Source organism: Halomonas meridiana, assembly GCF_009846525.1.
Lineage (GTDB): Bacteria > Pseudomonadota > Gammaproteobacteria > Pseudomonadales > Halomonadaceae > Vreelandella.
On record NZ_CP024621.1, the window covers coordinates 1,362,840 to 1,375,709 of the forward strand.

Annotated in this window: 9 protein-coding genes; 8 read left to right on the top strand and 1 reads right to left on the bottom strand. The window is 58.7% G+C overall.

The features are described 5' to 3' along the window. The first annotated feature begins 69 nt into the window (after window positions 1–69). The 6 genes from CTT34_RS06670 to CTT34_RS06695 all read left to right on the top strand — a co-directional run bounded on the left by CTT34_RS06670 (window position 70) and on the right by CTT34_RS06695 (window position 9,689). Entirely contained in the window at window positions 70–1,743 is a 1,674-nt protein-coding gene (locus CTT34_RS06670; RefSeq protein ID WP_159341731.1) for an AMP-binding protein, read from the top strand. Window positions 1,744–1,946: 203 nt separating this feature from the next. Beyond that, complete coding sequence (gene hrpA / locus CTT34_RS06675; protein ID WP_254436486.1) at window positions 1,947–5,858, top strand: ATP-dependent RNA helicase HrpA; 3,912 nt, start codon at window positions 1,947–1,949, stop codon at window positions 5,856–5,858. A 115-nt stretch (window positions 5,859–5,973) separates the two neighbouring features. After that, on the top strand, window positions 5,974–7,095 hold the full coding sequence (locus tag CTT34_RS06680; RefSeq protein WP_159341733.1) for a beta-ketoacyl-ACP synthase III: 1,122 nt from the start codon (window positions 5,974–5,976) through the stop codon (window positions 7,093–7,095). Between the two features lie 80 nt (window positions 7,096–7,175). Beyond that, complete coding sequence (locus tag CTT34_RS06685; protein WP_254436464.1) at window positions 7,176–7,979, top strand: MlaA family lipoprotein; 804 nt, start codon at window positions 7,176–7,178, stop codon at window positions 7,977–7,979. An 8-nt stretch (window positions 7,980–7,987) separates the two neighbouring features. Continuing rightward, window positions 7,988–9,181 carry a PP2C family protein-serine/threonine phosphatase gene (locus CTT34_RS06690; RefSeq protein ID WP_159341735.1) on the top strand — a complete coding sequence of 398 codons (1,194 nt, stop codon included), beginning with the start codon at window positions 7,988–7,990 and terminating at the stop codon, window positions 9,179–9,181. After that, the gene (locus CTT34_RS06695; RefSeq protein ID WP_159341736.1) at window positions 9,171–9,689 is read left to right on the top strand and encodes an STAS domain-containing protein; all 519 of its coding nucleotides are present in this window, start codon (window positions 9,171–9,173) and stop codon (window positions 9,687–9,689) included. The genes CTT34_RS06690 and CTT34_RS06695 overlap by 11 nt, the downstream gene beginning before the upstream one ends. 59 nt (window positions 9,690–9,748) lie before the next feature. Here the strand turns inward: CTT34_RS06695 and tal are convergent, their stop codons facing one another. Further along, window positions 9,749–10,687, bottom strand: coding sequence for a transaldolase (tal, locus tag CTT34_RS06700; protein WP_159341737.1), 939 nt, complete (start codon window positions 10,685–10,687; stop codon window positions 9,749–9,751). 148 nt (window positions 10,688–10,835) lie between these two features. Between tal and CTT34_RS06705 the strand changes: the two genes are divergently transcribed. Both CTT34_RS06705 and CTT34_RS06710 read left to right on the top strand, forming a co-directional pair. Beyond that, window positions 10,836–12,029, top strand: coding sequence for a multidrug effflux MFS transporter (locus CTT34_RS06705; protein ID WP_159341738.1), 1,194 nt, complete (start codon window positions 10,836–10,838; stop codon window positions 12,027–12,029). Continuing rightward, window positions 12,029–12,760 (top strand): sulfite exporter TauE/SafE family protein, encoded by a 732-nt coding sequence (locus tag CTT34_RS06710; RefSeq protein WP_159341739.1) that lies wholly within the window; start codon window positions 12,029–12,031, stop codon window positions 12,758–12,760. Before CTT34_RS06705 ends, CTT34_RS06710 begins: the two co-directional genes overlap by 1 nt. Window positions 12,761–12,870: the final 110 nt, after the last annotated feature.

Here is a 12,870-nt window from a genome sequence, read left to right on the forward strand (position 1 = left end):
GTCTCTTTATACAACCACACCACAATAACAAGGTCGGTCTCACATCGACACGGATAGCGGAGATAGCCCATGAGCGAACACGCCAACACCCCTATTTTGAGCGGGCCAGCGCTTGAGGGGTTGGAACACTACCACTCTATTACGGACGTTTTTCACTCGGCCGTCTCGCGCTTTAACAGCAAGCCCGCGTTTACCTGCATGGGCAAAACGCTGAGCTTTTCCGACCTTGATCGTCTCTCGGCCCACTTTGCGGCTTGGCTGCAACATGAAACCGACTTGGTGCCGGGCGACAGAATCGCCATTCAGCTGCCGAACGTTTTGCAGTTTCCCGTGGCGGTGTTCGGTGCCTTACGGGCAGGACTGGTGGTGGTCAACACCAATCCGCTGTATACCGAGAGGGAGATGGCGCATCAGTTCAAAGACTCCAACGCCAAAGCCATCGTGATTCTGGCCAACATGGCCGACAAACTGGAAAAAGTGCTTGATAAAACGGACATCAAGCATGTGTTGGTGACACAGCTTGCCGACCTGCACGACGCCCCCAAGCGCTGGCTGATCAATGCGGTAGTGAAGCACGTCAAGAAAATGGTGCCTGCGTACTCGCTGCCGAGTGCCGTCGGTTTCCGAGATGCGCTGAAGAAGGGCGCGTCGCTGAAACACACGCCGGTCGAGCGCAACATGGACGATCTCGCGGCGCTGCAGTACACCGGCGGAACTACGGGTATGCCCAAAGGGGCGATGCTGACCCACCGCAACCTGGTGGCCAACATGCTTCAAGCGCGCTCGGCCATCGGCGAGCACCTGACCGACGGCGAAGAGCTAGTGATCGCACCGCTGCCCGTGTATCACATCTACACCTTTACCGTGAACTGCCTGTTCCTGATGGAAACCGGCAACCACTCGCTGCTGATCACCAATCCTCGCGATCTGCCCAATTTCGTCAAAGAACTCAAAGGGCTGCCGTTCACGGGGTTTATCGGTCTCAACACGCTGTTTAACGCGCTGTGTAATCGGGACGACTTCAAGCAGCTCGACTTCTCTAAATTGAAGCTGACCATTTCAGGCGGTATGGCGCTGACCAAAGCGGCTGCCCAGCGCTGGGAAGAGACGACCGGCTGCCCGATCGCCGAGGGCTACGGCCTGACCGAAACGTCCCCCATCGTCAGCTTCAACCCCAACGATGCCATTCAACTGGGCACCATTGGTAAGCCGGTCGCGGGCACGTCGGTGAAAGTCGTCGATGCTGATGGTAACGATGTACCGTTTGGCGAGCCGGGCGAACTTTGCGTGCAAGGCCCGCAGGTCATGAAAGGGTACTGGCAGCGTGAAGAAGAGACGCGCAACGCCATTGATGAAAACGGCTGGTTCCATACCGGCGATATCGCCGTGCTCCAGAGTGACGGCTACATCAAAATCGTTGATCGTAAAAAAGACATGATTTTGGTGTCGGGCTTCAACGTCTATCCCAATGAAGTGGAAGATGTCGTCGCTGCCCACCCTGACGTCTTGGAAGCGGCGGCCGTCGGCGTGGCCGATGAAAACGCGGGCGAAGCCATCAAGCTGTTTGTGGTCTCCAAAAACAGCCAGCTTGACGCTGACACGCTGCGCGCTTGGTGCAAGAAAGAACTCACGGCCTATAAAGTGCCGAAATACATCGAGTTCCGCGACGAGCTGCCGAAAACCAATGTCGGTAAGGTGCTGCGTCGCCAACTGCGCGACCAGGAAGCGACCCCTGCGCCCTAAGGGTTGAACACTCGGTCAAGCGGGCGTTAGGCGTCTCGTTCGCGAAAGCGTTACAATGGTCGGCCCACTTACGAGTGGGCCGACGTTTATTCTGAGATGGAACCGAGCCTAACGTGACCACCGACACGCACTCATCCCGTATCGATACCCCACAAGACAACGCCCCTTCACTCACAGCGCTCCAGGAGTCGCTGGGTCACGTGATGCTGCGTGATCAGGAGCGGCTCTCGCGTCGGGTGGCGGGCCTGCGGCGTCGGCAGCGAGAGAACAAACCGATCGACCGCGGCTTGAACGAGGTGGAACGGGAGGTCGACAAAGCCAAGCAACTGCTGGCCCAGCGGGAAAGCCTCCGCGTGACGCTGGATTACCCGGCAGAGCTGCCGGTGGTAGAGCGACGTGAGGATATTCTCACTGCGATTCGTGACCACCAGGTGGTGGTGGTGGCGGGGGAAACCGGCTCGGGTAAAACCACGCAGCTGCCCAAAATGTGCCTGGAGCTGGGCCGTGGCCGAAAAGGGCTGATTGGCCATACGCAGCCACGGCGTCTGGCGGCGCGCAGCGTCGCGGGGCGGCTGGCGGAAGAGCTAAGCGTGCCGCTTGGCGAGCAGGTGGGCTATCAGGTGCGCTTTAACGACCAAAGCTCGCCGAGCACCCTCGTTAAGCTGATGACCGACGGCATACTGCTGGCTGAGACGCAGCACGACCCGCTGCTGCTGCGCTACGATACGCTGATCATCGACGAAGCCCACGAACGCAGCCTCAACATCGATTTCTTGCTGGGTTACCTCAAGCGGCTGCTGCCCAAGCGCCCAGATCTGAAAGTCATCATCACCTCCGCCACGATCGACGTAGAGCGCTTTGCGGCCCATTTCGGCTCGCCTAACACGCCTGCGCCGGTGGTCGAGGTATCTGGCCGCACGTTCCCGGTAGATGTCCACTACCGCCCGCTGGTGCGCAGCGAAGAGGACGAGGATGACCGCACGCTGCAGGAGGGGATTTTGCATGCCGTGCGTGAGATCGAAACAATCGAGCGTGAAAAAGGCTGGCTGCATGGCCCCCGCGATGTGCTGGTGTTTCTACCCGGCGAGCGGGAGATCCGCGAAACCGCCGATACGCTGCGCCGCGCGGATTTCAAGGGCACCGAGATTCTGCCGCTGTACGCGCGCCTCTCTAACGAGGAGCAGAACCGGGTGTTTGCTCCCCACCGGGGACGGCGTATCGTGCTGGCGACTAACGTGGCTGAAACCTCACTCACCGTGCCGGGAATTCGCTATGTCATCGACCCTGGCCTTGTACGCATTAGCCGCTACAGCTACCGAGCGAAAATCCAGCGGCTGCCCATCGAGCCGGTCAGTCAGGCCAGTGCCAACCAGCGCAAGGGTCGCTGTGGGCGGATTGCGGAAGGCGTGTGTATCCGCCTTTACGACGAAGAGGATTTTCTGTCACGCCCTGCGTTCACTGACCCGGAGATTCAGCGCACCAACCTTGCGTCGGTCATCCTGTCGATGCTGGCGCTAAAGCTCGGCAGCATCGAAGACTTCCCCTTCGTCGACCCGCCCGACGGTCGTTTCGTCAAAGATGGTTTCCGGCTTTTGTTCGAGCTCGGCGCCGTCAACGAGAAGCAGCAGCTCAGCGGTTTGGGTCGTAAACTAGCGAAGTTGCCCATTGATCCGCGTTTGGCTCGTATGGTGTTGGCCGGTGCAGAGCGAGGCAGCCTGCGGGATGTGCTGATCGTGGTGTCGGCGCTGGCGATTCAAGACCCCCGTGACCGGCCCGCCGATAAGCGTCAGGCCGCCGATCAAGCGCACCAGCGCTGGCACGACCCGGACTCCGACTTCGTGGCACTGCTGAACCTGTGGCACGGCATCGAAAACGCCCGCGAGGCACTGTCGGGCAACCAGCTGCGCCGCTGGTGTCGTGAGCACTACATTAACTATCTGCGCATGCGCGAGTGGCACGATACCTTCCGCCAGTTGCGCCAACTGCTGCGGGATATGGACATCGAAGTACCCGCGCCGTTGCCTCGTGATGAGAACGAGAGCGAAGAGCAGGCCAAACAGGCCAGACGCAAAACGTCGGGCAAGCTGCATCAGGCGCTGCTGTCTGGCCTGCTCTCCAATTTGGGTACGCTGCTTGAGAACCGAGAGTACCTCGGAGCGCGTAACCGCAAGTTCATGATTCACCCCGGCTCTGGTCTGGCGAAGAAAACGCCCAAGTGGGTCATGGCCTTCGAGCTGATTGAAACCACCAAGCTGTTTGCGCGCACCGTTGCCAAGATCGACCCGCAGTGGATCGAGCCACAAGCGCAACACCTAGTGAAAAGCAGCTACAGCGAGCCTCATTGGGAAATGAAGCGTGCTCAGGTGGTCGCCTTCGAGCAAGTCACCCTGTTTGGCCTGCCGATCGTGGCGCGTCGTCGCGTTCATTACGGGCCCATTGCGCCTCAAGAGTCGCGGGAGCTGTTTATTCGTCGAGCGCTGGTGGAAGGCGAGTTCCAAACCAAAGGAGAATTCTTCGCCCATAACCGTGCGCTGATCGAAGAGGTAGAAGCGCTGGAAGATCGCGCCCGTCGGCGAGATATTCTGGTGGATGAAGAGACGCTATTTGCCTTCTACGATGAGCGAATTCCCGCCGATGTCGTCAATGGCAAGGGTTTCGAACACTGGCGTAAGCAGGCCGAGCGCCAAGAGCCTGAGCTGCTCAAGTTCGATATCGACGCTCTCAAAGCCAGGGACGCCCATGACGTCACTCAGGCGCAGTATCCGGATCATTTAACGCTGTCTGGCGTCGCGTATCCGGTCAGCTACCACTTTGACCCGGACGCCGACGATGATGGCGTGACCCTCACCGTCCCTGCGGCCATGCTGCCGCAGCTACCTGTGCACGCGTTGGAGTGGCTGGTGCCGGGGCTGCTGCGTGAAAAGTGCATTGCGCTGCTGAAATCGTTGCCGAAAAGTATTCGCCGCCAAGTGGTACCCATTCCCGACTGGGTCGATGCCGCGCTTGAGACGCTGGTGCCCGATGAGCGGCCGCTCACCGAAGCGCTGGGGGAGTTTATCCGCCGCCGCACTGCTACCCGCGTTCACCCGGATGATTGGCGTCTCGATCTGCTGCCGCCGCACCTCCTTATGAACGTGCGGGTCGTCGATCATGCGGGCAACGCGCTGGGCCAAGGGCGCGACGTGCGTGCGCTGGAGCGGCGTTTCGAAGAGGCGGCGAGTGCAGGCGCCCAGGCGCTGGCCGATCAGGCAAGCCAAGCGCCCACGCTGGACGAGTTACCAGAATCACCGCTGCCAGAGTCGCGGGTGACGACTCAGGCCGGTATCCGCGTGGAGGCCTACCCAGCGCTGGTGGCCGACTCTCATCATTTCAAGGTGGCGCTATTCGACCATCCGGCAAAAGCAACGGCGGCCCACCAACAAGGTGTTGCCCGGTTAGCCATCGCCAAGCTGCCCGAGCAGGTCAAAGCGATCAAGCGCTTACCGGGCGTGGAAAAGTGCGCGTTACTCTTTGCTAAGGTGGGTAGTAAACAGGCCCTCGTGGATGATTTGCTGCTGGCGGTCTTTACGCAAGTGGTCGCCACGGATCCGCTGCCGCGCTCTGCCGGAGAGCTGGCCGAGCGCCTCAAAGTCACCGACGAGGCGCTGGTGCCACACGCGACGTTACTGTTAGAGCGTGTCGAGGCTGCGCTCAAAGGGCACTTGGCCGTGACCAAAGTGCTCAAAGGGAAGCTCAACTTTGCGCTAGCGCTCGTTTATAGCGATGTGAGCGCGCAGATGCAGCGCTTGGTCTATCCTGGCTTCATTCGCGATGCCGGGGAGTGGCTCGATGAGTATCCGCGCTATACCGAGGCAGCGCTGATCCGGCTTGAAAAGGCGGCACGCGAACGCGGCCGTGACCAAATGATGATGCAGGATATCCAAGCGCTCGAAGCACGTTTCGATGCGCGGCGTAACAGCGAGCGACGCGGCGATGCCGAAGACCCGGCGCTGGTGGCCTTCGGCTGGTGGATACAGGAGTTGCGCGTTTCGCTGTTTGCTCAGCAGCTCGGTACGAAGATGCCGGTATCCGTGAAGCGCCTGGAAAAACGTTGGGACGAGATCACTCGTCTTTGACACGCTGGGTGCATCGCACAGCGCGATGCCCCTTAGAGCAGGACGGACACGCCTGCAAGACATTCGTTGATGGATGGTTTCGGCGTGACGCCTTGAGGCCGCCTAAGGAGACAGCATGACCAATGTAGTGATCACCGGTACAGGACTTTATACGCCGGAAAACGCCATCGATAACGCGGCGTTGGTCGCTGCTTTCAATGCCTGGGTCGATCAGCACAACGCCCGGCATGCAGACGCCATCGCGCGTGGAGAGCAAGAGGCACTGGCGTACTCCAGCAGTGAGTTCATCGAGAAAGCGTCGGGGATCAAGAGCCGCTACGTGCTCGATGCCGAGGGCATCCTTGACCCTGAGCGTATGCGACCTAAACTGCCACAGCGGCACAATGACGAACCCTCTATTCAGTGCGACATGGCCACTCAGGCCGCGCGCCAGGCGCTAGAGGCGGCGCAAGTCGAGGCGGCCGATATCGAGCTGGTGATCGTGGCGTGTTCGAATCTGGAGCGCGCCTATCCGGCGGTGGCGGTAGAAGTGCAGCAAGCGCTGGGAACGTCTGGCTACGGTTTCGATATGAATGTGGCCTGTAGTTCTGCCACGTTTGCGCTGGAAACCGCGGCCAATGCGATTGCGTCAGGCAGCGTCAAGCGGGCACTGATCGTCAACCCGGAGATCTGTTCGGCGCATTTGAACTTTAGAGACCGTGACAGCCACTTTATTTTCGGCGATGCTTGTACGGCTATGGTATTGGAAAATAGCGATGTGGCCGTGGCTAAAGAGCGTTATGACATTTTAGGTACACGGCTCGTCACCAAGTTTTCCAATGCGATTCGTAATAATGCGGGTTTTTTGAATCGAGTCACCGACAGCGACCCGCAGGCACTGGATAAGCTATTTGTGCAGGAGGGGCGCCGCGTATTCAAAGAGGTGTGCCCCATGGTGGCCAAGCTTATCACTGACCATCTCGCTTCATTAGAGCTGTCGGGGGCGGATTTAACGCGGATGTGGTTACATCAGGCCAACCGTCACATGAACGATTTGATTGCCCGTAAAGTGCTGGGAGAAGAGCCCAGCGAGGCTCAGGCACCGATCATCCTAGATCGCTACGCCAATACCAGCTCGGCAGGCTCGATCATCGCCTTTCATCTTCACCGCGAGGCGTTATCGGAAGGCGATATCGGCGTGATTTGCTCGTTTGGCGCAGGCTACAGCGCGGGAAGCGTGGTCGTTCGTCGCCAGTAATCGGGTGGGTAGTGGGTGAGTGGATGTCTAGAAAAGCGGTCAATGTTGAAGAAGGACAGTGCATGTTGAAGGGGTGGGCAATGCAAACACAGGCGCGAAGTGCATGGCAAAAACTGCTGCCGTTACTGCTGCTCGCGACGTTGAGCATGGGCGGGTGTGCCAGTACGGGGTCGCCGCAAGAGGGCAACGCGTCTGAGCCACCGGTGGCGGCTGACCCTCAGGACCCCTGGGAAGGATTCAATCGGCGCGTATTTGAGTTCAATGACGTGCTGGATCGCTACGCGCTCAAACCCGTGGCGCAGGGGTATAACGCCGTTACCCCCGAGCCGGTGCAAACCGGGGTCGGTAACTTTTTCTCTAATTTAGGGGAAATACGCACGGCCCTGAACAGCTTGCTGCAGGGCAAACCTGCCAACGCGGGACTGGCAACGTCACGATTTTTGATCAACTCCACGGTGGGTATCGGTGGCTTGCTCGATTACGCAACGCTGATGGAGATCACCGCCGATAAAGAGGATTTTGGTCAAACGCTGGCCGTATGGGGCTGGGATGATTCGCGCTATTTAGTGTTACCGCTTCTGGGTCCGCGCACCTTGCGGGATGCGTCGGGCCTACCGGTGGACTTTGCCGCGCATCCGATCACGTATATCGACGATCACCAACTGCGTGCAGGTTTGACAGCGCTCGATATCATTCATCTTCGCGCCGACTTGCTGGATCAAGAGTCGTTGATTTCCGGAGACCGCTACCGCTTCGTTCGTGATGCTTATTTGCAGCGGCGACAGTTTCAAGTCAATGACGGGGAGTTAGGCGATGACCCGTTTGCCATGGACGATTTTGATTTCGACGATACCGATGTGGGTGACGACGACTTCGCCGATTGAGGCCTGACATGGATCACGCTAAGCAGTTGATCGCGGTAATCGACGAGCCCGGCCCCGAGCGCGATGCGCTGGCCGAGGCGATTACCTGCGACGGCATGTGGGTGTTTGCCGCCGATAACATTGACCATCTTCCTAGCGGCACCGCGCTGATCGTGGCTCACGCCCGAGCCGTGCCGCGCCAGCAGTGGTCACAGTTGACGCATCGGCTGCCTACGTTGGTCGTCAGCGACTCCCGTCAAGACGCTGACTTGATCAAGGCCATCGATGTAGGCCTGGTGGACTACATCGTTCATCCGCTGCGCCACACCGAACTGCTGCGCAGAATGATCCGTAAAGCGATCGAGCTGCATACCTTGGCCCAGGAGCGTGATCGGGATCGAGCGCGGCTGGCAGAGCTCAATGAGAGCCTCGAAACGCATCTGGCCCTGCTGCGGATGGATCAGCAAAGCGGCGGGCACATCCAGCGACGCCTGCTGCCCGCACACCCCAAGGTGATCAGCGGTGTGTATTACGACTACTGGTTCGCGCCATCGCTCTATTTGTCGGGCGACTTTCTCGACTATCAGCGCTACAACGACCGTTTCAGCGCGTTCTACTTCGCCGATGTGTCGGGGCACGGCGCATCGTCTGCCTTCGTCACGGTGTTGCTCAAATATTTGTGCAACCGATGGCTCAACGAGTGGGACGGCCAAGCGCCTGAGCAGCTGCCGCCGAACTGGCTCGCTGCCATGAATCGAGAGCTTCAGGATACCGACATCGGAAAACATGCCACTTTATTTGTCGGTGTTATTGACCACGAGCAACAGACTCTTCACTATTCGCTCGGTGCGCAGTTACCCATGCCGCTACTAGCGGCCGACGGTAAGCTGGAGCGCTTAGCAGGGGAAGGAATGCCGGTAGGCCTTTTCCCTGATGTGGAGTATCCTTCGCTTAGCTGTGCTTTACCGGCCAACTTTCGGTTATGGCTGTGTTCAGACGGTGTATTGGAATGCTTGCCGGGTAAAACGCTCGACACGCGGCTCACGGAACTTGAGCAACTCGTTAGCGAAAGTGTCACGCTTGAGCAGTTGCGCGACCGGCTAGCCAGCACCAATTCGCTTCTCAAAGAGGGCGATGAGGATGACGAGGCGAACCAAGACCGCGATGCTTTGCCCGATGACCTGACAATCATGATGGTGAGCGGATTTGGTCATGCTGATTGAAGAGGGCCGCATCAAAGCGGCGTTCAACTCTGGTGTTTTTGTCTTAAAGCTCTGTGGCGACGTGCGGTTGACGCTATGCGCCACGCTCGATACCCAAGCACAACGTCTCGCGGAAACCCCTGGCCTTCAGGCGGTGATGATCGACCTGCGGGAAGCCAGTAACGTGGACTCCACGGCGCTTGGCTTCTTGGCGAAGGTCGCCATGGCTGTCAAAGGGCGTTTGGAGCAACCTCCGACCATCATTGCTGATAACCCGGATGTCAGGCAGATGCTCGACGTCATGGGCTTTGCGCGCTTTTTCACGCTCATGGAAGCGCCTTTGCAGCCGAGTTCAACGCTGAACTCATCGATGCAGGACTTGCCCGCCGAGCCTGCCGATGAAGAGGGCCTGCGTACGCGTATACTAGAAGCGCATCGCATTTTGATGCACATGAACGAGCATAATCGCGAGCAGTTCCAGCCGCTGGTCGAAATGCTCGAAGCGCAATCTGCGGTGGCGCATAAATAACGCGCCCCCTTGCCTGGCAGACAAGAGGGCGTCGAGCGAGCGCGGACGGTCGCGTCGTCTTAGCCTTGGCGTAGTTGGCTAAGCAGCTCCTCGAGCTTACGCTGGTCGGCCATGAACTTCCGAATACCTTCGGCCAGCTTGTCGGTCGCCATCTCGTCTTCGTTCATTTCCCATCGAAAGTCAGCCTGGGACAGCGCTTGGTCGACAGAGCTGCTGGCTCCCATGGGCGTCAATTGGCGCGTCAGCTCGCCCTGCTGTTCGTCAAGTTCATTGAGTAACGCGGGGGAAATGGTCAAACGGTCACAGCCTGCCAACGCCTGAATTTCACCTACGTTCCGGAAACTGGCACCCATGACGATCGTGGGGTAGCCGTGGCCTTTGTAGTAGTCGTAAATGCGCTTCACTGACTGCACGCCCGGGTCATTGACGCCGCTAAAGTCGGCTTCCGGCGAACGGGCTTTGTGCCAATCGAGGATACGGCCAACGAACGGTGAAATGAGTGTGGCACCGGCGTCGGCACATGCCTGCGCCTGAGCAAAGCCGAATAGCAAGGTCAGGTTGGTGCGAATACCGTCGCGCTCCAACTGGCGTGCGGCCTGAATGCCTTCCCAGGTAGAGGCCATCTTGATCAGAATCCGCTCCGGGCCCACGCCGTGTTGGGCATAGCGTTCGATGAGCGAGTGCGCCTTGGCAATCGTGGCGTCACGGTCAAACGAGAGGCGGGCGCTGACTTCGGTCGATACGTAGCCGGGTACCAGCTCGCTGATTTCGCTGCCAATATCCACTGCCACACGGTCGACAGCCTCGTCGATGTCGGTGCTCTCTTTGGCAATGCTCGCCAGCCGCGCGCGACGCTCTTCTTGCTGAGCGGCCTGTAGAATCAGTGAGGGGTTGGTCGTGGCATCTTGAGGCTGAAAACGGCGAATCGCATCAAGGTCGCCCGTATCAGCCACCACGGTGGTCATCTCTTTTAATTGGCTTAGTAAGCTCGTGGCCATGCAGTGCTCCTTGGTTGTCTTTGGAGTACTTTAGCAAGGGGCGCGCGCAACGAACAGACACCGACAAATGAATTGAAATCGATTATGATTAGCGGCCTATCTTTTTGGCGGTCTCCTCCGCTCTCTCACGCCCATAGTAAGGAGGCTTATGGAACTTAATCCTCGTCGAGTGGCGCTGCTGGTGGCGGCCAACACCGCGTTGGCGCCGTTTGCGATCGACGCCTATCTGCCTGCCATCGGCGTTCTGGCCGAGAGCATCGATGCCAGCATTCACCATACCGAACTCTCGATCAGTATGTTTTTGTTTGGGTTCGCGCTCGGGCAGCTCTGTTTTGGCCCACTCTCCGATCGAGTAGGGCGCAAGCCAGTGCTGCTCAGCGGTTTGGTCGTGTTCATGCTGGCAAGCCTGATGATCACCACTGCCGACAGCCTGGCGTCACTGCTGATTTGGCGCTTTATTCAAGCATTGGGCGGTGGTGCTTGCGTCGTGAATTCGGCGGCCATCGTACGCGACTGTTTTAGCGGGCGGGAGGCGGCCAAGGTCATGTCCACCATGGCCATGATCATGATGCTGGCCCCGCTAGTGGCGCCAGCGGTGGGCAGCTTGCTGCTGCATATCGCGGGGTGGTGGCTGATCTTCGTTTTTCTGGCCGTTTATGCCGGTTTCTTACTCTGGCTGCTAGGAACCCGCTTGCCCGAAACCCGCGATACCAATTTGCCAGCGGCCTCGCCTCGTCAAGTGATTCGCAACTATGCCAGCGTGCTGCGTCATAAAGAGGGCATGGGATACATCTGTGCGGTCGCCGCATCGTTTGCGGGGCTGTTTGCGTTCGTCACCGCATCGCCCTTTCTATATTTGGATTACTTCTCCCTCTCGCCCAGCGTCTACCCTCTGGTGTTTGGGGTGAACGTCGTGGTGATTGCGCTCTCCAACCGCGTCAATATCTATCTGCTGCGAAAACGCACGCCGCAGCAAAATTTGCGCTTGGGATTGGCCGTTCAGTTAGCGGCTGCTCTGGGGTTGGTGCTGGCCGCAGCGCTGAATGTGGCGTCGCTCTATGTGGTGGTGCCGTTGGTCATGATGTTCACCGGTATGATTGGCTTGATCACTCCCAACGCCATCTCATCGCTACTGGATCATTTTGGCCATATCAGTGCCACGGCGACCGCGTTGCTCGGCGGTATCCAGTTTAGCTGTGGGGCGCTGGCGGGCGTCCTGGTGGGCCTGTTCCAAGTAGAGCATGTGTGGCCCATGGTGCTAACCATGTTAGGAGCGGCCTTACTGGGCAACATCGGCGTGAGAGTCCTGACCCAGGCCCCTAAGGCAGACGATGCGTTGTAATGGATAGCCTGCTGCAGTGGTTAGACATGCCATTGACACATTGGCTTGGCAGCGCCGCCGTACTACTACTCGGTGCTTTCGTGCAGCGGGCGACGGGGTTTGGCTTGGCAGTGGTGGGCGCACCGCTGCTACTGATGATCGAACCCCGGCTGGTGCCGGTCATTCTGGTGCTGTTTGGTTTCACGGTCTCGTTGATGATGGTTCGCCGTTATTGGCATGAAGTGAGACTAAAAGAGATGAGCGTTGCCTTGGTGGGGCGCTTACCGGGGAACGGTCTGGGGCTTTGGCTGTTGCTGGCCGCGCCAATGGTAGTGCTGGAAAAGCTGATAGCCGCCATCGTACTGTTTGCGGTACTGGTCACGTTATGCCGTTTCGAGCTGCCGGTGAACCGCATCACTCTCTTTATCGCGGGTGTTCTTTCCGGTGTTTTTGGCACGGTAGCGGCCATTGGCGGGCCGCCCATCGTGCTGCTCATGCACGGTTTCTCGCCGGACCGCATGCGCGGCAACCTAGCCGCCTTTTTTGTTCTCACCTCGCTGTTAACCCTGCTGACACTTGCATTGGCAGGGCAGATCAGCGTTTGGCATTTCAAGCTGGCGCTCACTTTTCTACCTGCCGTCTTGTTGGGTAATGCGCTGGCGGATGCAATCGCACACCGACTGGATAAACCGCTGTTGCAGCGTCTTTCGCTGGGGCTATGCACGCTCGCGGCATTGGGCTTATTGCTGTAGCGCGAGATTTTCTTAAAAAAGTGGAGACGTTTTGGGTGATGTCATAAAGATGTCATCGAAGGGGTGCAAAGTACGTCATGCGAAGGCCAGAACCCTACATCGACAGGAGT